The 25,096-nt window shown below is 66.2% G+C and carries 26 protein-coding genes; 11 read left to right on the top strand and 15 right to left on the bottom strand.

From position 1 onward, the window contains the following. Nucleotides 1–109 precede the first annotated feature (109 nt). Nucleotides 110–1,480, top strand: a complete 1,371-nt coding sequence (locus ACQP2D_RS20355; protein ID WP_433685297.1) for a wax ester/triacylglycerol synthase family O-acyltransferase — start codon at nt 110–112, stop codon at nt 1,478–1,480. A gap of 97 nt (nt 1,481–1,577) precedes the next feature. Further along, nucleotides 1,578–2,705 carry a CapA family protein gene (locus ACQP2D_RS20360; RefSeq protein WP_433685298.1) on the top strand — a complete coding sequence of 376 codons (1,128 nt, stop codon included), beginning with the start codon at nt 1,578–1,580 and terminating at the stop codon, nt 2,703–2,705. Nucleotides 2,706–2,807: 102 nt separating this feature from the next. Here ACQP2D_RS20360 and ACQP2D_RS20365 read toward each other — a convergent pair whose 3' ends face one another. Then, nucleotides 2,808–3,455 carry a response regulator transcription factor gene (locus ACQP2D_RS20365; RefSeq protein WP_433685299.1) on the bottom strand — a complete coding sequence of 216 codons (648 nt, stop codon included), beginning with the start codon at nt 3,453–3,455 and terminating at the stop codon, nt 2,808–2,810. Between the two features lie 309 nt (nt 3,456–3,764). On the opposite strand from ACQP2D_RS20365, the gene ACQP2D_RS20370 reads away from it, so the two are divergent. Together ACQP2D_RS20370 and ppsA are read left to right on the top strand one after the other, a co-directional pair. Further along, nucleotides 3,765–4,733, top strand: coding sequence for an Acg family FMN-binding oxidoreductase (locus tag ACQP2D_RS20370; RefSeq protein ID WP_433685300.1), 969 nt, complete (start codon nt 3,765–3,767; stop codon nt 4,731–4,733). 123 nt (nt 4,734–4,856) lie between these two features. After that, nucleotides 4,857–7,220, top strand: coding sequence for a phosphoenolpyruvate synthase (ppsA, locus tag ACQP2D_RS20375; RefSeq protein ID WP_433685301.1), 2,364 nt, complete (start codon nt 4,857–4,859; stop codon nt 7,218–7,220). Here ppsA and ACQP2D_RS20380 read toward each other — a convergent pair. Continuing rightward, a complete protein-coding gene (locus ACQP2D_RS20380) occupies nt 7,123–7,896 on the bottom strand; it encodes a sigma 54 modulation/S30EA ribosomal C-terminal domain-containing protein (protein WP_433685302.1) in 774 nt (257 codons plus the stop codon). The genes ppsA and ACQP2D_RS20380 overlap by 98 nt on opposite strands. 399 nt (nt 7,897–8,295) lie before the next feature. On the opposite strand from ACQP2D_RS20380, the gene ACQP2D_RS20385 reads away from it, so the two are divergent. Next, nucleotides 8,296–8,769, top strand: a complete 474-nt coding sequence (locus tag ACQP2D_RS20385) for a DUF2267 domain-containing protein (RefSeq protein ID WP_433685303.1) — start codon at nt 8,296–8,298, stop codon at nt 8,767–8,769. A gap of 15 nt (nt 8,770–8,784) precedes the next feature. Here the strand turns inward: ACQP2D_RS20385 and ACQP2D_RS20390 are convergent, their stop codons facing one another. Then, nucleotides 8,785–9,264, bottom strand: a complete 480-nt coding sequence (locus tag ACQP2D_RS20390) for a nitroreductase/quinone reductase family protein (RefSeq protein ID WP_433685304.1) — start codon at nt 9,262–9,264, stop codon at nt 8,785–8,787. Between the two features lie 546 nt (nt 9,265–9,810). On the opposite strand from ACQP2D_RS20390, the gene ACQP2D_RS20395 reads away from it, so the two are divergent. Then, nucleotides 9,811–10,692: an ABC transporter ATP-binding protein gene (locus ACQP2D_RS20395; protein ID WP_433685305.1), complete on the top strand. Its 882-nt coding sequence runs from the start codon at nt 9,811–9,813 to the stop codon at nt 10,690–10,692. Between the two features lie 6 nt (nt 10,693–10,698). Beyond that, nucleotides 10,699–11,493 carry an ABC transporter permease gene (locus tag ACQP2D_RS20400; protein ID WP_433685306.1) on the top strand — a complete coding sequence of 265 codons (795 nt, stop codon included), beginning with the start codon at nt 10,699–10,701 and terminating at the stop codon, nt 11,491–11,493. On the opposite strand, the gene ACQP2D_RS20405 is transcribed toward ACQP2D_RS20400, so the two are convergent. From ACQP2D_RS20405 to ACQP2D_RS20450, 10 genes are all read right to left on the bottom strand, one after another. Then, nucleotides 11,455–12,303 carry a universal stress protein gene (locus ACQP2D_RS20405; protein WP_433685307.1) on the bottom strand — a complete coding sequence of 283 codons (849 nt, stop codon included), beginning with the start codon at nt 12,301–12,303 and terminating at the stop codon, nt 11,455–11,457. The two genes, ACQP2D_RS20400 and ACQP2D_RS20405, sit on opposite strands and share 39 nt — an antisense overlap. 237 nt (nt 12,304–12,540) lie before the next feature. Further along, nucleotides 12,541–13,104, bottom strand: coding sequence for a hydrogenase maturation protease (locus ACQP2D_RS20410; RefSeq protein ID WP_433685308.1), 564 nt, complete (start codon nt 13,102–13,104; stop codon nt 12,541–12,543). Then, a complete protein-coding gene (locus ACQP2D_RS20415) occupies nt 13,023–14,315 on the bottom strand; it encodes a Ni/Fe hydrogenase subunit alpha (RefSeq protein ID WP_433685309.1) in 1,293 nt (430 codons plus the stop codon). The genes ACQP2D_RS20410 and ACQP2D_RS20415 overlap by 82 nt, the downstream gene beginning before the upstream one ends. Then, on the bottom strand, nt 14,299–15,087 hold the full coding sequence (locus ACQP2D_RS20420) for an oxidoreductase (protein WP_433685310.1): 789 nt from the start codon (nt 15,085–15,087) through the stop codon (nt 14,299–14,301). Before ACQP2D_RS20420 ends, ACQP2D_RS20415 begins: the two co-directional genes overlap by 17 nt. Further along, a complete protein-coding gene (locus ACQP2D_RS20425) occupies nt 15,087–15,962 on the bottom strand; it encodes an FAD/NAD(P)-binding protein (RefSeq protein WP_433685311.1) in 876 nt (291 codons plus the stop codon). Before ACQP2D_RS20425 ends, ACQP2D_RS20420 begins: the two co-directional genes overlap by 1 nt. Beyond that, the gene (locus ACQP2D_RS20430; protein WP_433685312.1) at nt 15,959–16,471 is read right to left on the bottom strand and encodes a Crp/Fnr family transcriptional regulator; all 513 of its coding nucleotides are present in this window, start codon (nt 16,469–16,471) and stop codon (nt 15,959–15,961) included. The genes ACQP2D_RS20425 and ACQP2D_RS20430 overlap by 4 nt, the downstream gene beginning before the upstream one ends. After that, on the bottom strand, nt 16,458–17,579 hold the full coding sequence (locus ACQP2D_RS20435) for a 4Fe-4S dicluster domain-containing protein (RefSeq protein ID WP_433685313.1): 1,122 nt from the start codon (nt 17,577–17,579) through the stop codon (nt 16,458–16,460). The genes ACQP2D_RS20430 and ACQP2D_RS20435 overlap by 14 nt, the downstream gene beginning before the upstream one ends. Before the next feature lie 218 nt (nt 17,580–17,797). Then, nucleotides 17,798–19,201, bottom strand: a complete 1,404-nt coding sequence (locus tag ACQP2D_RS20440) for a wax ester/triacylglycerol synthase domain-containing protein (protein WP_433685314.1) — start codon at nt 19,199–19,201, stop codon at nt 17,798–17,800. 391 nt (nt 19,202–19,592) lie between these two features. After that, nucleotides 19,593–19,811 (bottom strand): hypothetical protein, encoded by a 219-nt coding sequence (locus ACQP2D_RS20445; RefSeq protein WP_433685315.1) that lies wholly within the window; start codon nt 19,809–19,811, stop codon nt 19,593–19,595. A gap of 11 nt (nt 19,812–19,822) precedes the next feature. Further along, nucleotides 19,823–20,185 (bottom strand): hypothetical protein, encoded by a 363-nt coding sequence (locus tag ACQP2D_RS20450; protein WP_433685316.1) that lies wholly within the window; start codon nt 20,183–20,185, stop codon nt 19,823–19,825. Nucleotides 20,186–20,490: 305 nt separating this feature from the next. Between ACQP2D_RS20450 and ACQP2D_RS20455 the strand changes: the two genes are divergently transcribed. Further along, a complete protein-coding gene (locus tag ACQP2D_RS20455; RefSeq protein ID WP_433685317.1) occupies nt 20,491–20,838 on the top strand; it encodes a hypothetical protein in 348 nt (115 codons plus the stop codon). Between the two features lie 3 nt (nt 20,839–20,841). Then, on the top strand, nt 20,842–21,261 hold the full coding sequence (locus tag ACQP2D_RS20460; RefSeq protein ID WP_433685318.1) for a hypothetical protein: 420 nt from the start codon (nt 20,842–20,844) through the stop codon (nt 21,259–21,261). 4 nt (nt 21,262–21,265) lie between these two features. Here ACQP2D_RS20460 and ACQP2D_RS20465 read toward each other — a convergent pair whose 3' ends face one another. Continuing rightward, nucleotides 21,266–21,880, bottom strand: coding sequence for a hypothetical protein (locus ACQP2D_RS20465; RefSeq protein WP_433685319.1), 615 nt, complete (start codon nt 21,878–21,880; stop codon nt 21,266–21,268). 307 nt (nt 21,881–22,187) lie between these two features. Between ACQP2D_RS20465 and ACQP2D_RS20470 the strand changes: the two genes are divergently transcribed. Then, a complete protein-coding gene (locus tag ACQP2D_RS20470; RefSeq protein ID WP_433685320.1) occupies nt 22,188–23,108 on the top strand; it encodes a TetR/AcrR family transcriptional regulator in 921 nt (306 codons plus the stop codon). 519 nt (nt 23,109–23,627) lie between these two features. Here ACQP2D_RS20470 and ACQP2D_RS20475 read toward each other — a convergent pair. Further along, nucleotides 23,628–24,020 carry a winged helix-turn-helix transcriptional regulator gene (locus ACQP2D_RS20475; RefSeq protein ID WP_433685321.1) on the bottom strand — a complete coding sequence of 131 codons (393 nt, stop codon included), beginning with the start codon at nt 24,018–24,020 and terminating at the stop codon, nt 23,628–23,630. Between the two features lie 76 nt (nt 24,021–24,096). On the opposite strand from ACQP2D_RS20475, the gene ACQP2D_RS20480 reads away from it, so the two are divergent. Then, a complete protein-coding gene (locus ACQP2D_RS20480; RefSeq protein WP_433685322.1) occupies nt 24,097–25,032 on the top strand; it encodes an NADP-dependent oxidoreductase in 936 nt (311 codons plus the stop codon). Nucleotides 25,033–25,096 lie beyond the last annotated feature (64 nt).

Consider the following 25,096-nt stretch of genomic DNA (forward strand, 5'->3'; position numbering starts at 1 on the left):
CCTTGGCATCTCCACCGCGCAGCACGCCACCGATGAGAATCATCGTTGTGGTAGGCAGTTTCCCAGCCGATGGCGCAGACCGTGGCGGCCGCCGGGATAGGCGTCGGCGATGACTGGGTTGGGTCCGCTCGATTCCGGCTTCATGGAACTGGAAGACACCGACCGTCACATCAGTCTCGGAATCGGTGCGGTGGCGATCCTCGCCGGGCCGGCACCCACGCGCGCGGAGTTCACCGCGGCGATGACCAGCAGCTCGGCCCGCAATATCCGGCTCCGCCAGCGAGTGCGCCGGGCAACTTTGGATCTCAGCGCGCCGGTGTGGGAGGACGATCCGAATTTCGATCTGGCACATCACCTCCGGTGGACGGCGCTGCCGGAGCCCGGCGATGAGGCGGCGCTGCGCGAACTGGTCGCGACCGAATTCGAGGAAAGACTCGACCGCGACCACCCGCTATGGCAATGCATCGTCGTCGAGCATCTGGCGGACAGCCGTTGGGCGCTGATCATCAAGGCCCATCACTCCATGGTGGACGGGGTCTCCGGCATAAGCCTGTTCACGAGCTTCTGCGATTCGGACTCCGGCACGACTGCACCGCGCACGACCACCGGGACGCGGCGACGAACAGGTGTGTTCGAAATGGCGGCGCAGGGTATTCGATTGTCGCTTGCCACGCCGAGGATCGCCATCGACATGGCGCGTGCCCTGATACCGGTCGTGTCCGCCGCCGTTACGCCGACCGTCGAGTCCTCGTTCAACGGCCCGATCGGCCGACAGCGGCGCTATGCGGTCGCGCGCGCGTCACTGGTGGATATCGGGGAGATCCGTGCCGCCTTCGACGTGACCGTCAACGATGTCGCCCTCGCGGCCGTCGCGTCGGCCTACCGAACCGTGCTGTACAAGCGCGGCGAGGAACCGACCGCCAAGAAGATCCGCATTCTGGTTCCGGTGTCGATGCGCCGCGAGGATGCGAAATACGTTCTCGACAATCGGGTTTCGGCTATGCTGCCGTACCTGCCGATCGAGGTTTCCGATCCCGTCGAGCGGCTCGCCGCCGTCCACCGGCGCATCTCGCGACATCGATCTCGCGGTGAGGCCGAGGCCGAGAAGTCGGTGCTGTCGATGGCGGATCGGCTGCCGTTCGCGCTCGTCGCGTGGACGCTGCGGCTGGCGATGCACTACCCCCAGCACGGAGTCAGCGCCCTGGCCACCAATGTCCCCGGCCCGACGCACAAACTATCGCTACTGGGTCGCGAAGTCATGGAGATCCTGCCGTGCATCCCGATCGCCATGCGATTGCGCACGACCATCGCGATCCTCAGCTATACCGACCGGTTGACCTTCGGCATCACCGGCGACTACGACACCACCCCCGATATCGACCTGATCGCCGAGGGCATCGAGCACGGAATCACCGAACTGCTGGCGCGAGCCCGCACCGGGGTGGCTTCGGTCATCCGAACAGAGGACCTCGGACTCTAAGAGCTCGATCGGGTCGGAGCGATGGTGGTGCTGGGGAGGTGTCGGTGAGCCCCGGGTGCTGCTCGATCGACGACGGAACGGCGGTGGGTGGTTCGGTGTGGTCGATGATTCCGATCGGGTGACCGTATTGCTCGGCGGTGACGTCATGCTGGGTCGTGGCGTCGATCAGATCCTGCCGCATCCCGGAGACGCGACACTGCGTGAACCTTATGTCGATGACGCCCGGACCTACGTCGAGCTGGCCGAGCGGGCGAACGGGCCGATCCCGCAACCTGTGGACTTCGGCTGGCCGTGGGGTGACGCCGTGCCGATTCTGGAGACTCTCGCACCCGAGATCCGGCTGATCAACCTGGAAACCACGATCACCGCGGACGGTGAATTCGCCGATCACAAGGGTGTTCACTATCGCATGCACCCGGACAACCTGCCGGCGCTGACCGCGATCCGACCCGACGTGTGCGCGCTGGCCAACAATCACATCCTCGATTTCGGTTGCCGCGGAATGAAAGACACCCTCGACGCCCTCGCGACCGCGGGTATCCGCGGCGTCGGGGCCGGAGCCGATGCCGAAACCGCGCTCCGGCCGACGGTATTGACCGTGCACAACGAACATCGTGCCGTTGTCGCGGCGATCGCGGCGCGATCGAGCGGTGTTCCCGGATACTGGGCGGCCCACAATGACCGGCCGGGCGTGTGGCTGATCGAGGATTCATCCGCCCACCGCGCTGCCGACAATGTCGCGGCACAGGTGTTGGCGCACAAGCACACCGGCGATATCACGGTCGTATCGGTGCACTGGGGCCCGAATTGGGGCTATCGGGTGGGGCTGAGTGAAATACAGTTCGCGCACCGGTTGATCGACGCCGGTATCGATGTCGTACACGGGCATTCCTCGCACCATCCCCGCCCGATCGAGATCTATCGTGACCGACCGATCCTCTACGGCTGCGGTGACATCATCAACGACTATGAAGGCATCAGGGGCTACGAGTCCTACCGAACCGAACTGAGGCTGCTCTATGCCGCGTCGATTCATCCCGGTGGTGGACCGGCGGCGTTGCGACTACTACCGTTTCGGGTGCGGCGTATGCGTCTCGAGCAGGCCGCGCGGGTCGACGCGCAATGGCTGTGTACCACGATCGAGCACATCAGTCACCGATTCCGGACTCGTGTCGTGCGGGGACGCGAGGATCTACTGCTCGTCGAGCAGGGCGGAAGTCGTTAGCGGATAACCTGATTCGCTTTTCGGAAGGGCTCCGGACCCGTCGGCTGGCACGGTTACTGCTTCGCGGAGCACGAGTACTCGATTTCGAGCGAGTGTGCCTGCTCATTCGACCCTGGGTGGTGGGTTGAGCTTGGTGGCCAGCACTGCGGCCTGGGTGCGTCGTTCGACGCCCAGCTTGGTCAACAACCGGGAGACATAGTTCTTCACGGTCTTCTCGGCCAGGAACATGCGGCCTGCGATCTGCCGGTTGGTCAGTCCCTCGCCGAGCAGTTCGAGCAGCGTTCGTTCCTGGTCGGTGAGCGTGGCCAGCGGGCCGGTCTTGGCCGTGGCTTCCTCGCGCAGTTTCGCCATGAGCGCGGCGGCGGCTCGGTTGTCGAGCAGAGATCTGCCCGCGCCGACTTCGCGGATGGCGTCGATCAGCTCGAGGGTGTCGATGTCTTTGACCACGTAGCCGCGGGCCCCGGCCAGGATGGCGTCGAGCATGGCCTGTTCGTCGGTGAACGAGGTGAGGATCAGGCAGCGTAGCTCGGGATGGTGGTTCAGCAGTTCGCGGCATAGTTCGATGCCGTTGCCATCGGGCAGGCGCACGTCGAGGACCACCACGTCGGGGCGCAGGGCTGGGATGCGCGCCATCGCGTGGGATACGGTGCCCGCCTCACCGATGACTTCGAGGTCGGGCTCGGCGCTGATCAGGTCGGCCACACCACGACGCACGATGTGGTGGTCGTCCACTAGGAAAACTCTGGTCATTCCGCGGTGTCTCCGTGCAACATTCACTCAGCGTAGGGTGCTGCTCGCGATCGCGGGCCGGAGTTCGACCCCTGATCGGTGACCGAAGCCCCTTGCCTATTCGGCGTGAACAGTGTTGTGCCACGCGCATTGTGCCGCCGTGTCGGCAAGCATCCAGTGTCCAGGTGGGTGCCGCGTCCGTTCGGCGCGTTGTCATCGGTGAAGAGGTCACCGGGCCATCGAGTTGTGGCCTTTGGCCTCTTTGGCGCCGTCGTCGGCGAATGCGACGGTAGCGGCACAGATGTTGGCGTCGAGGACAAGGAAACAGCAATGGCTAGTAGGCATCCTGATGCCGACAGCGTGCGGGCCGCGTTGACGCTGGCCTTGCGTGCGCCGTCGGTGCACAACACTCAGCCGTGGCAGTGGCGCGTCGGCGACACCACGGTGCATTTGTATGCCGATGACAGCCGTCTGCTGCCGCAGACCGATCCGGATCGGCGCGATCTGATGATCAGTTGCGGGGCAGCGCTGCATCACTTCCGGGTGGCCGCGCGCTCGTTCGGGTGGGACACCGTCGTGCATCGATTCCCGAATCCGGCCCAGCCCGACCATCTCGCGGCCATCGAGTTCGCTCCGGTGACACCGGACGCCGACATGGTCGCGGCGGCCCGGGCGATCAGCCAGCGCCGTACCGACCGGCGGCGGGTTACATCGTGGGAGATACCGGCCGCGCACATCGCCGTGATCATCGCGTCGGGTGTCGCCGAGGGGGTGCTGGTCAGTGAGGTACCCGGTGGCTCGACCCGCATCGGGCTGGTGCGGGCCTTCCAGGATGCGTCGCGTCAGCATCACATCGACAGCGGCTATCAAGCCGAGCTGGCCGAATGGAGCGGACGTCACGCGGCCGAGGAAGGGGTGCCCGCACGCAATGCCGTGGTCGCCGCGGATCCGCTGACCCGCGAGTTCCGCAGCCCCGGGCTGACCGAGGCGGTGATCCAGGATCTCGACGGCGGCGCCCTGCTGGTAGTGCACACCGCCTCCGATGACTCGCTGTCCCGATTGCGCGCCGGGGAAGCCACCAGCGCGGTGCTGCTGGCCGCCACCGGGATCGGATTGGCGACCTGTCCGCTCACCGAACCGCTGGAACTGCCGGGCACTCGTGATCTCGTGCGTGCGGACGCGCTCTCCGACAGTGGATTCCCACAGGTCATCATTCGAATCGGCTGGGCGGCCACCAGCGCAGCGCCGGTTCCGCTGACCCCGCGCCGCGCCTTGGACGACGTGGTGCGCCCCTTGTGACGTCGCGGTGGCCCAGGCGAGCGGAGCTGTGTGACACCCCTACCGAAACAAAGGACTTTCGACCGCCGGTCGGTCGGCATTGTCCTCTCGTTGCCGGACCCGGCCGCCGCGCACAGTCGAGGCATGGACTTTGTACGTGACATCGTCGCTATCGGCCTGGCCGACGAGGTCGAGGCTGGTGGAAAGGGCGCCAATCTGGGGGAGCTGATCGCTGCGCGGCTGCCCGTGCCCGCGGCCTTCGTCGTGCTGCGCTCGGGCTATCTAGAGGCCATGCGCCGCGGCGGGGTGGCCGACGATCTGGCCGCGGAGCATCGCGCCGCGCTGGCCGCCGTCGGTGACCAGGCCGAACTCACCCGGCACTGTGATCGGCTGCGGGCGCTGGTGGCCAAGGCGGGCATGCCCGAGGACCTCGAAAAGCAGATCGCACACGCCTACGACGGACTCGGCGGCGCGGAGGGGCCCGCGCTGGTCGCGGTTCGTTCCTCGGCCACCGGGGAGGACAGCGCCTCCGCTTCGTTCGCCGGGATGAATGTGACAGCGACAAACGTGCGCGGCGCTGCCGATGTGGTCGAGGCCGTGCGCTCCTGCTGGGCGTCGCTGTTCAGCCCGCGTGCCGAGACCTACCGCGCCGAACGGAAGTTCACCGGTGAACCGGCCATGGCCGTGGTGGTGCAGGTGATGGTCGCCGCGGAATACAGTGGGGTGGCCTTCACCGCCGATCCGGGGACCGGCGATGAGAGCCGGATCGTGATCGAGGCGGCACGCGGGCAGGGCGAGGTCGTCGTCTCCGGAGCCGTCGAGCCCGACCACTACGTTCTCGCCAAGCAGGACCTGCGAATTCTGGAGTCGCACACCGGAAAACAGGGCTTCGCGATCGTTCGCAGCGTGGACGGAACCGGCGACCGGACCATCGACATCGACGCGGACGACCAGGGGCGGGCACTCGCCGATGGGCAGGTACGCGAGATCGCCCGACTCGCCATGGCGACCGAAGAGCACTATGGCACACCGCAAGATGTGGAGTGGGCGATCGAGGACGACCGGATGTGGCTGGTCCAGGCCCGCCCGATCACCACCCTCGGTACGGCGCAAGCGCCGCCCGCCGACCGTGGTGATAAGGCGCTGGTGACCGGGTTGGCCGCCGCGCCGGGTGTGGCCAGTGGCGCCGTTCGGGTACTCGCCGGACCGTCCGAGGGATATCTGCTGCACGACGGAGAGATCCTGGTCGCCGAGATGACGACGCCGGATTGGGTGCCGACCATCCGCAAGGCCGCCGCACTGGTCACCGACAGCGGCGGCGTCACCTGTCACGCCGCCATCGTCGCCCGGGAACTGGGTGTGCCCTGCGTAGTCGGTACCCGCACAGCGACAAAGGATCTCGCGGACGGGCAGCTCGTTACCGTCGACGGCGGACGGGGCCGGGTCGTCGCGGGCGCGGTCACCCGGCCGGTTCGTGCCGTCGAGGCGGCCGCTGGGCCCCGGGCGACCGTCACCACCGCCACCAAGATCTACGCCAACCTCGCCATGCCCGATATCGCGGAAGCCGTTGCGGCACAGGACGTGGACGGCCTCGGACTGCTTCGCGCCGAGTTCCTGCTGACCAGCGCGCTGGGCGGGCGACACCCGCACGACCTGATCGCCCGCGGCGAGCAGGAAGCCTTCGTCACCCGGATGGCCGACTCGCTCGGCGGGATCGCCTCGGCCTTCGCGCCCCGGCCGGTGGTCTATCGCGCAACCGACCTGCGCAGCAACGAATTCCGCGGACTGACCGGCGGTGAGCAGTACGAACCGGTGGAGGACAACCCGATGATCGGCTATCGGGGCTGCTTCCGCTACATCCGCGAGCCGGAAATGTTCGCGCTCGAGTTGGCCGCGCTGGCTCGGGTGCGCGAGCAATACCCGAACGTGCACTTGATGATTCCGTTCGTGCGCACCCGCTGGGAACTGGAGGCATGCCTCGAGCTCGTCGACGCCAGCCCGCTCGGACGGGCCCGTGGCCTGCATCGCTGGGTAATGGCCGAGGTGCCCTCGGTCGTGCACTGGCTACCCGAATACATCGGCCTCGGCATCGACGGCGTATCCATCGGCAGCAACGACCTCACCCAACTCGTCCTCGGCGTGGACCGCGACTCGCAGTTGTGCGCGGAGGTTTTCGACGAGGCCGATCCGGCTGTGCTGGCCGCGATCGAACAGATCGTGCGGACCGCCCACGCCCACGGCATCACCTCTTCGTTGTGCGGCCAAGCGCCCTCCACCCGCCCCGATTTCGCCGAACACCTTGTCCGCATGGGCATCACCTCGATCTCGGTCAACCCGGATGCGATCGACACGGTCCGCCGCACGGTGGCCGCCGCGGAACGCCGAGTGCTGTTGGACGCCGCTGCGTTGGCTATATCGCCCGATCTGCCGGGTTGGGGGAGATCAGGCCGAGATCGCCGTCGTAGCGGCGATACAGTAGATGGCCGCGCCCGTCGGCCGGGTCGGTGAAGAACAGGAACGGCAGGCCGTGCTCGCACAGCCGTTCCACCGCCGTGTCCTCCGACAGGACCGGCGGCGGACGCGGGGACACCGTCAGTGATAGCGCCGCCGGAGGTTTGGGCAATCGCGGCAGATGCTGATGCCGCTGTCGAGTCAGCCGCAACCCCAAAGGAGCGGCCCGATAGACGATCGCATCCTCGCCGGTCTCGGCGTCGGTGAACAGGTGCACGTCGTAATCCATTGCGTCCATTGATGCCACCGCCACACCGACATCAGCTCTTGCCAGTGCGTACGGCTTGCGGCGCGCTATCGTCCCTTCCCCTGGTGTGGCCAGCGCGGATCGGGTCGGATCGGACCGAGTCCACGGCTGCCACGGTCCCGATAGTCGGGAGATCTGTTTGTCCAGCCGGTCGACCGCGGGCAGCACGACTCCCTTGCCGGGGACCATCGTCTGGATGCGGGTCGGCGTGTCGCGTACACGCAGGTTCACCTGCACGAGCATCGGGCCGTCATCGCAGTTCGCACCGGTCACCCGGACCCGCGCACCGCTGGTGACCCCATGCCGCGCCAACAGCCGGCCGACCGCACCACCTATCCGTTCGATCTCGAGATCCGCGATGCGACCCCGAGCAGAGACAACAACATCGGGAAACGCCGGGTACTTACTCGGGCGCGGCGTCGGCACGGCGAGATGCCCCCTTACTTCTCTGATGGTGACAGCATTCGGCAGGCATCCCCAGAGTCACCCGCGCCCGGCCGACCCGAAAGAGCCGAAGGTCCCATGACCAGATGACCGAGGTCCCGCGATGGTCGAAAACCTCTGGGCCTCAGCGAGTTACCGCGTCCAGGGCGCCGTCCGTCGGGGTGCGGTAGGCACGGATGGCGGCGTACCTGCCGCGAGTATGGCGGTCGGCCGAATGGACCAATGACCCTCGTGTGGGCGACGTCGGGACCTTTCGGTGGACGTGCCGTGTTCGCGAATCTGGAGTGGTCCGGCATGGAGATTCCGATGGTATTCGCCACGAAATTCCATGTCCGACAGTTGTGCCCGGTCATGGTCGTACATTCCGGTTAGGCGGTGACAATGTCGAACTCCGACGATCCCTTCGCCCACGCCGTGCACACCGCGCATGTGTGGCTGCGGCGCATCACCGACGACCTGGCAACCGAAGACCGCGTCTTCGCCCACCGGGTCACCCGCGCCTGGCTGCACACCGTGCGCGACCGGCTCGAGATCGGCGATGCCGTGCATCTGAGCGCACAACTGCCCGAATTGCTGCGCGGCATCTTCTTCGAGGGCTGGAAGCCCGCCAAAGTCCCGGTTTCGCATCGTGTTTCGGATTTCCTCGAGCAGTTCGCGGCCGAAGCGGGCGTAACCGAGGACGAGGCCGTCGGTCTGGCCTGGCTGGTGACCGACGCGCTGCGCGACCTGTGCTCACCGGGCCAGCTGGACCGGGTCGCCGCGCTATTCCCGGCTGATCTGCGCAGCGTGCTGTTCGGTATCAACACAGGACCGTTCGATGAGCAAAACAACGAGGACGCGGTCGACAGGGTATGACCACCGCTGACTCGGTCAGCCGGATACGGGCTCGGATTCGATGCGGAATACCGGGTACTTCGCAGCCACTCGCTCGAAGTCCGCCAACGCGGCGTGCCGCGACACCGGGATGTGTGGGCGGGCTCCGGGTGCAATGCGCACATACCGCCGCAGGATCGGCGCCCGCTGTTCCGGTTCTACCGCCACGAGGTGCACGCGCTCGCGTGCGCCGTGCCGCAACTCGGCCCGGCCGTCGGCGGCGGCCACGTTACGCACCCAGTTCACGTTCTGCCCCAGCATCGACACCACATAGCGGGCGCCGTCGAGATCTGTCAGCACCACCGGAAACCAGATCAGCCGCCCGCTACGGCGTCCGCGCACACCGAGGGCGGCGACCCACCGCGGTGCGATCCCCGCCGCAAAGACCCGCGCCGACCAACGATTCTGTAATCGAGCGAACCAATTCGGCCGACCGGTGCGATACAGCCAGCGCAGATAGTTGTCATAGCCCCGCATGACGAGCTCCTCGGATGCCGCGAATCGTTACCGTCTCAGCCTGCACTGCCGCTACCGGGCTTCCCAGGGCCCAAAGCCCTTGTCCGCGATGGTCTTGCGACACCAGCAGCTACATGGTTCGCCGAGGGGTCGATAGCGCGCATCTAGCACCCGCTGCTGGATCGGCTCGGCACGGCGATGTCGATGAGTCGGTCCTGTGATGCCCTGACCTGCGGTCACGGATCGCACGAACTTCGGCGAGCGCGAAGTAGCCCTCATCCCGACAGGCCAGCGCCGTCGCTGGGCGCGTCGATCACCCGCCCAACCGAAGAGATCGCACCGGAACAGGCGTTCACCACCTTCCACCCGGTCAACGAACTGACCTCGGCGCAGACCGCCGAAAACGACCTTTGCCCGGAGGCGGAGGTGACGGCCGTGGCGGTACGCCACAGAGCGGGGACGAACGTCCTCGGTGAGCGGGTCCTCGGGCTCTGGGACGAGAAGCCGCGTCGGCGGATAGTCGAGACAACCGGCGTCTCGTCGCCGGTGAGAAGGGTAGGTGCCCTAATGATTCGGATGGATGGGCTGACGAAATACTACGGTCGCAAACCCGCGCTGGTCGATGTGACCCTGCAGATCCCGCCCGGGGTCGTATTCGGCTACCTGGGGCCCAACGGCGCGGGCAAGACGACCACGATTCGAATCCTGGTCGGACTCATGCGCCCCACACGCGGTTCGGCGACGGTACAGGGCGCGGACACAGTCCGTGAACGCGAGGCGGCCCAGCGCCGCATCGGCTATCTGCCCGGACAATTCGTCGCCTACCAGGATCTGACCGCGCAGGAGTATCTCGAGTATCTGGCGAACCTGCGCGGCGACGTCGATCCCGCGGTACGTGACACGCTGGTCAAACAACTGGACCTGGATCCGACCGACCGCATCGGCGCGATGTCGCACGGCAACCGGCAAAAGGTCGGCATTGTGCAGGCGTTCATGTCCGAGCCGGATCTGCTGGTGCTCGACGAGCCGACGCAGGGGTTGGATCCCTTGGTACAGCGTGAATTCCTCGCGATGGTGCGCGAAGCCCGCGATGCCGGACGCACTGTCTTCCTGTCTTCCCACGTGCTTTCGGAGGTGCAGGCTGTCGCCGACACCGTCGCCATCCTGCGGGAAGGACGGGTGATCGCCGAACATTCGGTGGCCGAGCTGACCACCCGGGCACGCCACCGCATCGACGTCACCTTCGCTGGCAAGCCACCGGACCTGGACGCGCTGCGCCGAATCGACGGCGTGCGGCGGGTCGAACCGAACACCGTCGCTGTGCACATCGACGTGGACGGTTCGACCGCCGAACTGATCAAGGCCGTCGCGCCCTACGACGTGGTCGACATCGTCAGCCATGAACCGGATCTCGAAGAGGTCTTCCTCGCCTACTACGGAAAGGAGTGAAAGACCATGCTGCGCAACGTCTATCTGAAGAGTCTGCGCGATCAGCGGTGCGGGCTGATCGGCTGGAGCATCGGGATCGTCGCGCTCGTGCTGATGGAAAGCGCGTTGTGGCCGTCGATCTCGGATATGGCCGGCATGCGCGAGTTTCTGGCGAACTATCCCGAGCCGCTGCGCAAGCTGTTCAATCTGGACGCCTTCGGCACCGGCACCGGCTTCCTGAACGCGGAATTGTTCAGCATGTTGCTGCCGATCCTGTTTCTGGTCTTCGCGATCAGCCGCGGCGCGCGGGCGATCGCCGGCGAAGAGGAACTCGGCACACTCGAGGTGCTCTTGGTGACCAGGGTCTCGCCGGTGCGCTTGGCGCTCGAACAGGCGGCCGTACTCGCGACCACCGTGCTCACACTGGGTGCGGTGCTGTTCGGTGCGATCGTGGTGTGTTCGGCGATCTTCGGTCTGGACATCGCAATCGGCGCCGCGCTGACCGGAGCATTGTCGATGGCGCTGCTCGGCATCGAATTCGGCTGGCTCGCACTGGCTGTCGGCGCGGCGACCGGCAAACGGACTGCCGCACTCGCGATTACGTCGGTGTTCGCGGTCGGCGCGTATGTGCTCTACGTCGCGAGCAAACTGGTCGAGGCCGTGCGGCCCTGGGGACCGGCGTCGCCGTTCCATCAGGCGATCGAGGGCGGCCCACTCGGCGCCGGGCTGCCCGCGGCATACGGCTGGCTGGCGCTCGCTGGTGCCGTGGCACTGGTGGCCGCCCTACCGGTCTTCGACCGCCGCGACATCGCGGGAGTGTGACGAAGCACTGCGCGAAGATCCGGGCAGACCCCGAACGAATGTCGTTGGTCGGTTGGACCGGATCGACCTTCGGCGCTGTGGAAGTGCGGAACTAGGGTATTTCTCCTGCCAACCCGCCATACGCTCGGCCAGCAGTGCGTGTTCGGCGATCTCGAGGTCGACGATGGGGATTTCCAGATAGGAAGTTCCGGCGTACTCGCCGACAGTCAGGTCGCTCCAGGCGTGCACGGTGACGAGTTCGACATTGCGCTCGGACGCCTCCGCGAAGGCCGCGCCGAGGGCGGCTTCACCAACCGGGCTGCCGTCCGCGCCCACCACGACCGGACCGCTGCGATCGGTCGGTTGTCCGCTGCCACGTACGACCACGATCGCGCCGCGGCCGTGCCCGGCCACCGCGAGCACTGTCGATCCGAGGTGCGCGAGCGTGCCGACGCCGCCGGTGGCGCCGATGACGACGAGGTGCGCGCTTTCCGAGAGCGTGATCAGCGATTTCGCCGGGTTGGCTTCGGAGAGTTCGGTGGCCACGGTGCGATCAGGAGCGAGCTCACACGCAAGGGCACGGGCCTGGGCGAGGATCTGATCGCCATGGCCGTGCATCGCCTCGATGACCGAGGACACCATGGTCAGGTGGCCCCCGAGGACCCCGCGAGTGACCGCGAGGTCGAGGCCGTGCACGATCAGCAAGCGCCGTCCCTTCCGAGCCGCCGTTTCGGCTGCCCAGCGGACGGCGGCATCGGCGGTCGCGGACCCATCGGTCCCCACCACCACCGCAGCCGATGCCAGCTGGTGTCGATCCGCATCATGTCTCATTCCGCTGCCCCTTGGGTCGCGATGTTCGAGTAGGCGCGCAGGCGTGTACCGGAGTGTCGAACAAAGCATCTCGCCGGACCGACTCGGCTGTGAGGTGCCGAACGTCATCGGCCGCGATGACCAACAGCATGTGACACTGCACGGTCCGGCCGCGCGCCTGTGCCGGACGGGGTCGTGTACGACCCGAACGGTGCTGGCACCCACCGCTACTTACTGCGTATGGCTGCACCGGGCACCTCAGGGCTCGACCTGTCCGGTTGCAATCCCGACGCGCGCCAGCTCGGTCAAGGTCGCCTGAATCACCTGCGGACGCGCTGCCGCGACGGGGCCGGACAGACCGACGCCGAGGTCGAGGGTGGCCGCTTCCACGGCGATGACGACAAGCTCGCGGGGGAGGCGGCCCAGTGCTCGGCCGAGTGGCACCGCGTCGGGGATGCCGAGGGCATGGGAGCTGGTGGCGGTGGTGAGCTCACGCAGGGCGTCGACGGTGGTACGCCAGACGCGGCCCGGAGTGGACGGTTCGCACTCGACGGCGTCCACGACGACGGCGAGCTCCGCACCGTTCCACGCATCGAGCAGTCCGGTCGGTTCGCCGTCGCACACGGTGACGAGAACGCAGGGCAGATCCAGTGCTTCGATGTCTCGCGCCACGGCCGGCCCTATCCCATCGTCACGGCGAAACTCGTTCCCGACGCCGATAACGACAGCCTGCGCCCCGGTCACCGGCGCACCACATCGAGTGCGAGGAAGTGTGCCGAGCACGAGATGCACGGGTCGTAGTTGCGGATGGTGCGTTCGCACAGTGCGGTGAGCGCCACGTCGTCGAGGTCGAGGTGGTCTGTGACGACGCGACGCAGGTCGTCTTCGATGGCGGCCTGATTCTGCGAAGTGGGCGGAACGATGTCGGCGCAGCGAATGGCGCCGTCGGCGTCGACCTCGTAACGGTGATACAACAGACCCCGTGGTGCTTCACTCACACCGTGACCGGTACCCGCCCGAGGAGTGACGGGAATGGCTGCGCGCGAAGGTGTTTCGTAGTCTTCGATCAGCCGCAGCGCCTCCTCGATGGCATAGACGACCTCGACGGCGCGAACCAGAATGCTACGGAACGGGTTGCGGCATTCACTGCCCAGTCCGATCTCGGTGGCGACCTCACGGGCCATCGGCGACAACCGAGGGAAGTTGAGTGTGTACCGCGCCAACGGTCCGGTGAGATAGCGGCGGCCATCGAGGGTCGCATGCAGGGCGGTCGAATGCGGAACCTGGCCTTCGGCGACGTGGTCGGCGAATTCGGCAGCGGAGAAGGCGGACCCGGTGCTGCTGCGGATATCTCCGGATTCGATCGCGTACCGGTGCGGGTCGGAGACGGCGAGTAAATCGTGGTTCAGCTCCACATCCGGAAAATCGAGGCCAGCTGCCCAACGCGCGGTGTGCACGGCGTAATCCAGTGCACGGCGCAGCTGTTCGACCAGTGGTGCGAAATCGGTAGGGGACGGAACAGCGTAGAAGCCGCCGACGCGCACGTTGATCGGATGGATGGGCCGTCCGCCGATCAGTTCGAGCACGGCGTTACCAGCCTTTTTCATCGCCAGGCCCTTTTCGACGAGTTCACGATGATCGGCGGCGAGGGTGATGGCGTCGGGATAACCGAGAAAATCGGGGAGATGCAGCAGATAGATGTGTAGGGAATGGCTGGAGATCCACTCGCCGCAGTACAACAGGCGACGCAGCCGCGCCAGGGGTGGATCGAGCTCGGCGCCGCACAGCTGCTCGAGTGCGTTGCAGGCGCTGGTCTGGTAGGCGACCGGACAGATACCGCAGATGCGGGCAGTGATGTCGGGCGGCTCGGTGTAGCCGCGGCCGCGCAGGAACGCCTCGAAGAATCGGGGCGGCTCGTAGATGTTCAGCTCGGCCCGCTCGACGGCACCGTCGGAAATGACGATCCGCAGCGCGCCTTCGCCCTCCACCCGCGCAAGCGAACTGACCCGCAACTGCCTACTGCGATGACTCATCCGAACTCCTGTCCGCGAAGGCCGGAGCGGCCGCCGCGACAGTGTGGAACACCCGGTCGACATCCTCGGTGGACATGCCATTGACACTCAGAATCGGCAGCAGCGCACGGATATTCGGCGTCGCCATCGGACCGAAGCAGCCGTAGCAGCCGCGATGATAAGCCGGGCACAGCGCACCGCACCCGGCCTGGGTGACCGGGCCCAGACACGGGATGCCGTGTGCGACGGTCACACACGTGGTGCCACGGCGCTTGCACTCGGTGCAGACGCTGGTGTTCGGCAGGTCGGGGGCACGCCCGGCGAGGAAGGCGCACAGCGTGTCCAGTAGTTGGCGGCGGTCGATCGGGCAGCCGCGCAGCTCGAAATCCACCGGCACGTGCGCCGAGATCGGTGTCGAGGTGGCCAGCGTCGAAATGTATTGCGGGCTGGGATAAACCACGGAGGTGAACTCGGCGACATCGGCGAAGTTGCGCAGCGCCTGGATGCCGCCGTGCGTTGCGCAGGCACCGATGGTGACGAGAATCCGTGACTGCGCCCGGATCTCGATGATGCGGCGCTGTTCCTCCGGTGTGGTAATCGATCCTTCGACCAGCGACACATCGTAGGGGCCGGGTTCGACCGTGCTGGTCGCCTCGGTGAAATGTGCGATGCGCAGGCGTCCGGCCAGGCTCAGCAGCTCGTCCTCGCAGTCGAGCAGAGTCAGCTGGCAGCCGTCGCACGAGGTGAACTTCCACACCGCCAAGGTCGGGGTCTTCGTCTGGGAAGTGTTCATCACAGCTCCCGGATCGATAGCAGCGGTTGGGCTGTCGCGTAGTCGACGACCGGGCCGTCGCGGCACAGCAGCAGCGGCCCGAGTTGGCAGTGCCCGCAGCGGGCGGCGCCGCACTGCATATTGCGTTCGAGCGCGATCCGGATGTTGGTCGCGGCGATTCCCTTGCGCAGCAAGGTTTGCGCGCAGAATCGCATCATCGGTTCCGGACCGCACAGGAACGCCGTTGTGTGACCGGGATCCAGTTTTAGCCTGGTCAATGGCTCGGTGACGAAGCCGACCAGGCCGGTCCAGCCCACCGCCGGATGATCGACAGTCTGCTGCAATTCGACGTAACCGGTTGCGGCCCATTGATTTTGGTCGTTTCGGAACAGGATGTCGGTCGGGGTTCGGGCACCGGTGATCAGTACCACCCGCCGATAATGGTCGCGGGCCGCGAGCGCCGAGAGTACGACCGGCCGCAGCGGCGCCAGTCCGACGCCGCCGCCGACGATCACAAGATCGCGCCCGATCGCGGATTCGGGGTCCCAACCGCTGCCGAACGGCCCGCGCACGCCGACCAACCCACCGACCATGGTGTCGCGCAGCGCCCGGCTGACCGCGCCGACGGCACGGATCGTGTGTTCGACGATGTCGTCGGCGGCGACCGGGTTGCCACTGATCGATATGGCGATCTCGCCGACGCCGAAGCTGTAGAGCATCATGAACTGCCCGGCCCGAAACCGTTGTGCTGCCTGGTGAACCGGTTCGAGCACCAGGGTCACGGTGTCGCGGTTCTGTGGGATCCGCCCGACGACCCGGTAGGGGAGCATGGTGTCGCCCAGTGCCGGTGTATCCCCCGCGATGGTGGCGCTCGTCGCGGCGCCGCGCCGGCTCATCGGCTGCTCCCGCTGTCACCGGTGCCGCTCAACGGCGCGGGTGCGGAGGCGTCGCCGGGATTGCGGTACAGATCGAGCAGCCGCGCCCGGGTGGCCTGCAGGCGTTCCAGCACAGCCTCGAGCAGCATGCGGTTCAGGGCGCGGCCGAATACCGGGTCCAGGTCGACGAGTTCGGTCAGTCGATCGGAATCGAATTCGATCGCGCGTACCGGTTCGACCGTGTGTGCGCCGAAATGCCACCGGTACGGCGGCATCAGCCACGACCAGCCCAGCAGGTCTCCGCTGCCCAGGGTTTGGACGACTATGTCCCCGCGACCCGGGACGTGCGCGTCGAGCCCGACCGTGCCCTCGCGGATCAGCCAGCACCGGTCGGCCGGTTGCCCCTCGGTGATCAGCTGCCACCCGGCGGGGTAGCTGATGTCGCAACCGGCGTCGGCGAGTGTGGCGAGTTCCGTGTCGGTCAGTGACGCCAACTGCGCGAATCGCGACAGTTCGTCAACTGCGATCACTGGCGCCCCCTTCAGCGAGCGCGGCCATTTCGGCGGTGATATCGATCGAGGCCGGGCACCAGGCGATGCAGCGCCCGCAGCCGACACAGCCGGAGCTGCCGAACTGGTCGTGCCAGGTGCCGAGCTTGTGGGTGAGCCACTGCCGGTATCGACTCTCGCCGGACTGTCGGACACTGCCGCCGTGCTGATAGGAGAAATCCAGTTCGAAGCAGGACACCCAGCGTTCCCAGCGTTCGGCGTGGTCACCGGTCAGATCGGTGACGTCCTCGGCGGAGGTACAGAAGCAGGTCGGGCACACCATCGTGCAGTTGCCACAGGTGAGGCACCGGGATGCCACGTCCTGCCACTGCGGCGAGTCGTGGGATTCGCGAAGCACGGTGGGCAGGTCGGCGTCGGGCATCGACCGTCCCATCCGTCCGGCAGCAGCGTCGACCGCGGTCCGGGCGGTGGTGACGTCGGTGGCTTCGGCGGGATGTGTGGTGAGGTGTGTGAGCACATCGGCTCCGGTCTCGGTGCCGATGTCGACCAGGAACCGGTGCCCGGCGTCGTCGATCGTTTCGGTGAGCGCGAGGTCATATCCCTGGGAAACGCCGGGCCCGGTGCCCATCGAGACACAGAAACACACGCCGCCCGGCTCGGTGCAGTTCACCGCGACCACGAAAAGACCCGCACGGCGACCGGTGAACCCGGTGTCGGGATATGTCCCATCACCGAGTACGCGGCCCAGGATCGCGATCGCGGCGAGATCACACCCGCGCACGCCGACAAACGCGAACCGCTGCGCGGGTTCTCGGGCACGTTGCTCGTTCAGGTCCGGTCCCATCTCCCACACCTTGCGGTGCGGCGGATGCAGGAACTGCTTCCACGAGCCCGGCCCGGCCGAATGCGCGAACACAGCCGCATCGTCGCGACGCCGCAGCCGGTACCGTCCGGGCTCGGTATCCACGCTCCACCCGGCGGGCAATTGCGCTCCGGACGCAAGGTCGTCCAGCACGATCGCACCGTCACGCTCCTGCGGACCGATAACCCGATATTCCGCTTCGTGCAGCACTTCTATGAGGCGGTCCAGTCCCGAGCGGTCGATCACCACGGTGTCGCCAGGCTTCATGAGGCCCCCTGCCGATCACGGTATTTCTAATGTCGAGTCTTGTGAGCGGATGCCGGTGCGGCGAGGGCCGAAGGTCATCACTCGCGGTCCCCGATGCCCTGAGTCGGCGGTTGCTGCGCTCGAGACCCGCCGGTGTCGAAGGTGACCTGCGGTGGTATCACCGCTGCCCTGGTCGATCCGCGATTCGCGGGGACGGGGCGCGGTCGCTCGCGAACCGATCAGACCGGTGTCGATCGAGATGCTTGGGCTGTGGCGTCGGCGGCGGCTTGCGGTGCGCACTCGCCGCCGAGGCGAAGCACGGTGGCGAAGCCTGCGGCGAGGCATTCGGTCAGGGTCGCGAGGTCGGGAATCGCAGCGGTGTCCGCGTTGATCGCGACGTAGCAGGTTCCGGCGTGCGATGTCAGTGTCACGTTGAGGGCCGTGCCGATGGTGGGGCCGAAAGCGTACATACGGTCGATGCGAGCCCCGGCGATATAGAGGGGCACCGGAGAACCCGGGACGTTGGAGGCGACAAAGTCGACATGCTTGAGCATCCTGGTGACCGCTCCGACCGGCAACCGGTTGAACGCCGCCGCGACAGCACCGGACAACGGTAGGGCCGGCTCGCGGCGCCAACCGCCGACCGTGGCATCCACGGCCCGCATCAAGTCTTCGGTCTCGGCGATGTCGACCGGCAACGCAAAACGAGCGAGCGTGATCCGGTTGCCACCGAGCGGATCATCGGCCGTTCGCAGACTGATCGGCATGGTCAGCCGCAGCTGGTCGACCTTCGCCCCGTGCCGCTCGTGATACCCGCGCAGTCCGATCACGACCGCGGTCAGGAAGGCATCGTTCATCGTGCAGCCCACAGCACGCGCGGCGCGGCGCATTTGCTCGACGGGTGCGTCCAGCACCGCCAGTCGGCGACCGAGACTGCGTTCGATCATCACCGGCGACAGCGTCGCGGTAATGGGCTTGGCAAGCCGGACCACCGAGGTCGCAAGCGCGGCGCTGGCGCGCACCGCCCGCGCGGGATGAATGAGAGCTCGCCACGCGGTTTCCGGCGTCGCCCGAATACCGCCGCGAAGCAGATCCGAGCCGACCGCCCAGTTCCATGCCACGATATCGCGCAGCGCACCGTCACGGTCATGCCGCGGCTCGGGCGGATGGCCGCGATCGGTGCCCGCACGATCGAAATCGAGCAGCGCCGCGGCGATCTGAATGCCGCCGATACCATCGGTGAGGCTGTGGTGCACTGTCATCAGCAACGCGCATCTCCCGCCCGACAAACCACTGAGCAACGTCGAACGCCACAGGGCGTGGGCCGGATCGAAGGCGGTCATCGCCTCGGTACGCGCGAATTCGAGTACCGCGGACATGGCCCCCGGTTCCGGCAGCGCAACCCGTCGCAGGTGCCAGGACAGGTCGAAGCCCTCATCGAGCGTCCACCTGGGCGGGGCGAGACCGAACGGCGCGACGACCAGCCGGTGCCGCAACCTCGGCACGAGGCGGGTGCCGCGATCGATTGTCTCGACCAGGCGATCCCAGTCCGGATCGGTATCGAGGATCAGAACCGAGACGATGGTCGAACGCAGGATCGGATCCCGCTCCATGTTCCACGAGAACAGGTCCGATTGCGACATGTGGGATTCGCGGGGGCCCATCGCCTGCTGCCTTCGTCTTCGCCGTTGTACGTCGTACCGCTTCGCTGCTGCTTCCTCAAACCTCCACAGTCCGTCTCGGTTCCGCCGAGCAGCAGACAGCGCACCCCCGCGCCGGGCAGCCTGCGTCGGCCCGAAGGGCGGTATCCATGCCAACAAGCATGCTCGATCCCGGCCGAAGGCAACCGATGACGAAGACCTCTATGTCGAGGCCCTTCGTCCTCTCCCCCAGCCACTGGCGGGCCGGGAATCACCGGCCGGCGAATCGAATGATGACGGTCCTCCAAACCGAGGAACGTCCCGACCCCAACGGACGGAGATGAGCACGTACTTGCGGCAGTCGAGAATACGACGGCAGGAGGTCCCGAGTGGACTAAGGGATCAGGTCCAGCACGGTGGTGGATTTCACCTGCCTGATCGCGGTGTTGATCGCCACCGCAGAAGCCAGGACGAGGCTGGCCATTGGTTCACGCTGGGGCTTGTCGATCACCAGCGTGTAGGTTTCGGCCGACACGATAGCCCGTTCCAGGCTGCCCGTCGTTCGAATGATCCGGGCGATTTCCGCGTCGGCGTGATCGACGATCGTGAACAATCGCGGTTCGATCAGGTGGTCTGCGTGGATCGTCCCGAGCCGGGTGCCGTCGGCGAGCAGCGCGAAACGCTTTTTGCCCATCCAGGTCTCCTGAACAATCGCCCGATCGGCTGTCCCGCGGGCCCGTCGACGATGACCTTCGACTTGAATACCTTGCGGGGCCGCGTGATCGTCAGCGCCAGATTGTCCGAGGCATCTCGCATCTCGAGCCGGTGGTTGAAGAAATTGTTCAAGGCACCGAAAAAGCGGGCGGCCTTCTTCAGTTGATTCTGACCGACCTGCACCACGGACCCGAGCCGCTGTCCGTTCTGGTCCAGCACCGCATACTCGGTGGACATCTCGATCAGCTTGGGCTTCTGATCGATCACCAGCACTGGCTCGGTGTAAAGCGTTCCACCACAACGTCGTTCGGCTCTGATCGGTTGTTCTGAGATTGCCATTGCCCTCCTCTTGATGTGGTCCGGGGGAACCCGGCTAGAAACAGGCTCCGCGACCGTTGGCACCCCATCAAGGCACCCAAGGGTGCGGTCGGCGCCCCGCCGAAAACCTCTCGAGAGGTGGGCCGATACCCACCCATGGGTTGCTATCGCAAACTGCGCACGGGACCGAATCTATTCATGCAGGCCGACGAAATCTCACCTGAGGAAAGAGCAGGTATCCTTTGCATCTCATCGCCGTCGTGGTACTGACCGTAGTCATCGCCGGGTTCCTGGTGCGGTGGTTGGTGATTCCGGGGCGGCGTCGCAGCCTGGCCCATCGCCCGAATGGGCTGCAGGATCGGCTGCCCGATCTCGATTGCGCACGGGTGCGTCCGATACGGCTGCGTGGCCCGTTCATCGCACTCACCGCGCTCTGGTCGGCACTGCTCACCAACGAGATCGCGACGAATCCGAACGCGAGCAATGCGCTGCTCTATATCTATTTCCTCGCGCTCACCGCTTCGGCGGTCAATCTCACCGCGGTTCACCTCCAATGGCGGTTCGCGGACGGAATCCTCGACCATCTCGCCCACGGTGCGGGTAGGTGAATCATGGTCGTGTCCGTCATCGTGCTCATGCTTGTGCCGGTCGTTGTCGGATCTGTGGTCGTGTGGCGCTATATGCGTCCGGTCCGAGCGTTCGAATCTGCCGACAAAGGCGCCAATCGTGAAATCGGCCGCGCATTGAAGGCCCGCGAGCTACCTCCGGACGCGACCGCCGAATCGTGGATCCCGCGCCTCGAACAGGCGCAGTATGCAGCCTCGCGCCAGCGCGTGCTCTATGCCTGGCTCGCTGCGCTGTTCACGGTGCTGCTAGCCAGCGGTCTCGGAGGCGGTCTGGACTCGACAGACTGGCGACTGTACTGGTATGCGGTGTCGATCGTCGGTTGGGCATGGACCGCATACATCGCACACCGCAACGCGCGCACCGCCGATCATCTGTTGCACCAACTCGGTGCGCTCTCCGTGTGACCCGTCAGCTCCCGGTGAGCTCGCCCGGGCGCTCCTCATCCTCGTCGGTTTCCTGTTTGATCGAAGTGCTGTCATTTTGTCGGGCATGTCGGATGCCTCGCCATCCCAGTGGGAGTTGGACGCGGCCGGCCCGGATTTCGCCGATGAGTTGCGCATAGCCTTCACGGACCTCGCCGAGATGGACCCATGCCGAGTGCCGAAGGTCCTCGCAGTCGGAGTGCAGCACCGTCCACCACGCCTCGGCGTAGGTCTTCGCGACATGGCTGATCACCTCGCCGAAGGAGTGGGTGTGGCGCCGGGCGCACCGGCTGTGGCGGACGTAGAACGCCGCCCAAGAGTTGATCTTGTCGATGACCTTCGCGATATCTGCATGCAGGGCTGCCTCGGTGACGTCGGGTGGAGGCCGCAGAGGATTCAAAACCGCTGAAATAAGGGCGGCGTGTAGATCGCCCAGCTCTCGCGCCCACGCGATCAGCGGCAACGGCTCGGTGAGACGCCCGGCGATCGCGGCCAATAGTTGATCCGGGGCCAGCAGAAATGCCGCATCGTTCGCCGGATCGTCCCCCTCATTCACCGGATCGTCCCGCGCCGCCGCCATGCCCGCGTCCATGGTGCTCACACGTCCTTCAGCACAGGCCGACGCTCGAGGCGCGCCAGATAGCCCCTCGTCGCCGGAGGGCAGCGAGGGCTCACGGCGCGGGAGGACCACCCGCTGTGGCCGGTGACGACATAGCGGTCGCCGCCTCGGGCAATGCCCGTCGACATGTTGGTGGCGTCGTCGCAAAAGCCGTTCATGCGCAGCACAGATCGGATAGCGCCGTCGAGCAAGTTGCGATTTCGGCCAACAGCGCGCACCGCTGGTTGGCGGCGCCGGCACGATAGTCGCTTCTTGTAGTACGCGGGTTCCGCAGGCCGCGGGTTCGAATGTGGAGTTCGAATGCTCGTTGTTCGATGACCGCCTCGGCGGGATGGGCGTGCTGTTTCATAGTGGATTGCTCGACTATTTCGAGATTAATGGTTGTTGCGACGAGGTACGCCGCTGTGACTCGGCGCATAATGCTAGTACTGACTGCGCACTCAGTCAACGACTGGTCGAGCAGTCAATGGGTGCTACAGTGTCCGGAAATTTTGGACGAGGAGGGGCGGGATCGGTGAGTCGGCGTGCGGCGGGACCGGGCAAGTCGGATGCGATTCTCAACATTTTCACGCGCCATGTTGCCGAGAAGGGCTACGACGGAACCAGCTTCAGTGATGTTGCAAGTGAGTTGGGCATCTCTCAGGGCTTGATCGTGCATCATTACGGCACGAAGGCGCGGTTGCTGGATGCACTGCATCTTGCCTATATGCGGCGTCGGATCGATGAGGCAGAGCGCATCATTTCGGAGTTTCCTACACCGACCGAGCAGCTGGCCGGGCTGTTGCACGCGGCCATCCTCTATCAGGTGCACGATCGAAATCGCACTGTCGCATTCCAGCGCGAGGTCGCGCGGTTCGCACAGCAGGATGAGAATTCCGAGGGGCGCAAGCTGCGAAGGCAGTACATCGGAATCCTGCACAGCTTGCTCGACGCGGGCACCGCGGCGGGTGAGTTCCGGCCCGTCGACGCCAGTATCCGTAGCCTGCTCATCTTCGGATCCGCGCAATGGGCGTGGACATGGTTCGAGCCGGAAGGACGTAGATCCGCCGCGCAGGTCGGTGCCGAACTGGTAGATCTCACTCTGGGATCTCTGCTGGTGAATCGGAAATCATTGCCGCGTCTCAGCGATCCCGGCGGGGAGCTCGTTGCCACGGTCATCAAGATCATCACCGCGGCAGAGATCACGCCGAAAGAAGCGCCCGACAGATGACCCATGTTTCGGGAGACCAGATCATCGCTATCACAAATTGAGCTCTGCAACCTGCTCGATATCGGAAGTGCGCTACGCGGTGAAAACCTCTGCGGCGAAAGGCTGTTCGGGCAGTTTATGGCTGTCCGCGGTCGAGGCGAGGCCAGTCGGCGATGCGGTTACATTTCACCGCCGCGGCGGCCGGGTTTGCGCGGACGTTCCGTGGATAGTGCAGCAAAGAGTTGTCTATCGGCAGGGATGCGGCCCGGAAGGAATCGGAGCGGCTGTGAGTTTCTAGGGCCAGGTGATCGACCCACTTCGCGATCACCGCAATTACTCCTTTGTGGCGCAAGGAGTTTGGGGTAGTCAGAACTGCGCGCGGGTCGGGAGCGGGGGAGCGGTCCGGGGCGATTTCTTCCAGCATCGAACTCGGTGGATCGCGATGGTCGGAATCGTCGGCGTCAGAAGGTCGCCTCTCAGACCATTTCTTATGTGGCCGATTCGGCCTTGTGCTCGATAGAGGTGAGTGACCCGGCAATGTCATTCCCCATACCTTGCGCGGGCCGTCTCGACCTCGTCCATGTGGTGTTCGGCCCAGGTCTTGATGGCCTGCATGACCGGCAGCAGCGAGCGCCCGAGTGGGGTGAGTTCGTAGTCGACCCGCATCGGCACGGTCGGCTGCACCGTGCGGGTGATCAGGCCGTCGCGTTCCAGGTTGCGCAGCGTCTGGGTGAGCATCTTCTGGCTGACGCTGGCCAGCCGCCGCTGCAGGTCGCTGTAGCGCTGTGGCCCGTCGGCCAGCGCGTTGACCGCCAGGCTCACCCACTTGTCGGAGATCCGGTCCAGCAGTTTGCGGGCGGGACATTCGGCCAGGTAGGCGTCGTAGGCGGCGCCGCGCTCGGCGCGCAGCTGCGCCGCGGTGTGGGTGGGCATCGATAACCTCCGGGTGCGGTGGGCACTTCGAAGTGCGTACTTCCTATCGAAGAGTAACTCTCCGACAGTTGTGTACATGAGCAGAGCAGAGACAATGCGAGCCGTAGTGGCCCACGGGTACGGCGGACCCGAGGTTTTGCGGATCATCGACGTGGCGATTCCGGAGCCCGGCCCCGGCCAGGTCCGGATCAAGGTGGAGGCCGCTGCCGTCAACCCCGTCGACCTGGTCACCCGCTCGGGCGCGCTGGTCGAGGCTGGGCTGATGGCCCCGCGCGAGATCACCGGGATCGGCTGGGATGTCGCCGGCACGATCGACCAACTGGGCCCGGACATCGACGGGTTCACTGTGGGGCAGACGGCGATCGGCTTGCGCGACCTGCTCGACGTCTCGCTCGGCGCTTACGCCGACTATGTGGTGCTCGACGCCACCGCCGCGGCTCCCGCCCCCGCCGGGCTTTCCGCCGTCGAGGCGGCCACCTTGCCGCTCAACGGCCTTACCGCCGCCCAGTCACTCGACCTGCTCGGCCTGTCCGAAGGCGACACACTCCTGGTAGCCGGCGCGACCGGCGCCGTTGGCGGCTTCGCCGTCGAACTCGCGGCACAGCAGGGCCTTCGGGTGATCGCCCAGGGTGCCGATTCGGAATTCCTGCACTCCATCGGCGCGCACTGGACGCTGCCACGCGATGCCGACCTCGCCGCAGAGGCTCGCCGCCTCGTCCCGGGTGGCGTACACGCCGCACTCGATACCGCCGGCATCGGCATCCGTGCCCTTGCCGCCGTCCGCAACCGCGGCTCCTTCGTCACCGTGGTCGGCGGTGCCGCCCCGATCCCATTGCGCGGCATCACCGTCCACCACGAATGGATCCACGGCGACGGCCAAGCCCTCGCCCGCCTCGCGCAACAGAAGCTCACCACGCGCGTCGCCGACACCCTCCCGCTCCGCGCCGCCGCCGAGGCCCACACCCGCCTTGCCGCTGGCCGCCTTCCCGGTCGTCTCGTCCTGACGCCGTGAGCTGCGGCGGGCAGCAGGCTAGCAGCGGCCGGGCCGCCACCGGTGAGTCACGAGCGAACGATTT

The sequence above is a fragment of the Nocardia sp. CA-119907 genome, assembly GCF_050955995.1.
Taxonomy (GTDB): domain Bacteria; phylum Actinomycetota; class Actinomycetes; order Mycobacteriales; family Mycobacteriaceae; genus Nocardia.

Bases quoted from the DNA above. Each gene is read 5' to 3' on its own strand.
- ACQP2D_RS20440 (WP_433685314.1), bottom strand. From the start codon at position 19,201: ATGTCGCAATCGGACCTGTTCTCGTGGAACATGGAGCGGGATCCGATC.
- ACQP2D_RS20370 (WP_433685300.1), top strand. From the start codon at position 3,765: ATGGCTAGTAGGCATCCTGATGCCGACAGCGTGCGGGCCGCGTTGACG.
- ACQP2D_RS20460 (WP_433685318.1), top strand. From the start codon at position 20,842: ATGGTCGTGTCCGTCATCGTGCTCATGCTTGTGCCGGTCGTTGTCGGA.
- ACQP2D_RS20425 (WP_433685311.1), bottom strand. From the start codon at position 15,962: ATGAGCCGGCGCGGCGCCGCGACGAGCGCCACCATCGCGGGGGATACA.
- ACQP2D_RS20355 (WP_433685297.1), top strand. From the start codon at position 110: ATGACTGGGTTGGGTCCGCTCGATTCCGGCTTCATGGAACTGGAAGAC.
- ACQP2D_RS20435 (WP_433685313.1), bottom strand. From the start codon at position 17,579: ATGAAGCCTGGCGACACCGTGGTGATCGACCGCTCGGGACTGGACCGC.
- ppsA (WP_433685301.1), top strand. From the start codon at position 4,857: ATGGACTTTGTACGTGACATCGTCGCTATCGGCCTGGCCGACGAGGTC.
- ACQP2D_RS20390 (WP_433685304.1), bottom strand. From the start codon at position 9,264: ATGCGGGGCTATGACAACTATCTGCGCTGGCTGTATCGCACCGGTCGG.
- ACQP2D_RS20420 (WP_433685310.1), bottom strand. From the start codon at position 15,087: ATGAACACTTCCCAGACGAAGACCCCGACCTTGGCGGTGTGGAAGTTC.
- ACQP2D_RS20365 (WP_433685299.1), bottom strand. From the start codon at position 3,455: ATGACCAGAGTTTTCCTAGTGGACGACCACCACATCGTGCGTCGTGGT.
- ACQP2D_RS20395 (WP_433685305.1), top strand. From the start codon at position 9,811: ATGATTCGGATGGATGGGCTGACGAAATACTACGGTCGCAAACCCGCG.
- ACQP2D_RS20480 (WP_433685322.1), top strand. From the start codon at position 24,097: ATGAGCAGAGCAGAGACAATGCGAGCCGTAGTGGCCCACGGGTACGGC.
- ACQP2D_RS20405 (WP_433685307.1), bottom strand. From the start codon at position 12,303: ATGAGACATGATGCGGATCGACACCAGCTGGCATCGGCTGCGGTGGTG.
- ACQP2D_RS20475 (WP_433685321.1), bottom strand. From the start codon at position 24,020: ATGCCCACCCACACCGCGGCGCAGCTGCGCGCCGAGCGCGGCGCCGCC.
- ACQP2D_RS20400 (WP_433685306.1), top strand. From the start codon at position 10,699: ATGCTGCGCAACGTCTATCTGAAGAGTCTGCGCGATCAGCGGTGCGGG.
- ACQP2D_RS20415 (WP_433685309.1), bottom strand. From the start codon at position 14,315: ATGAGTCATCGCAGTAGGCAGTTGCGGGTCAGTTCGCTTGCGCGGGTG.
- ACQP2D_RS20385 (WP_433685303.1), top strand. From the start codon at position 8,296: ATGTCGAACTCCGACGATCCCTTCGCCCACGCCGTGCACACCGCGCAT.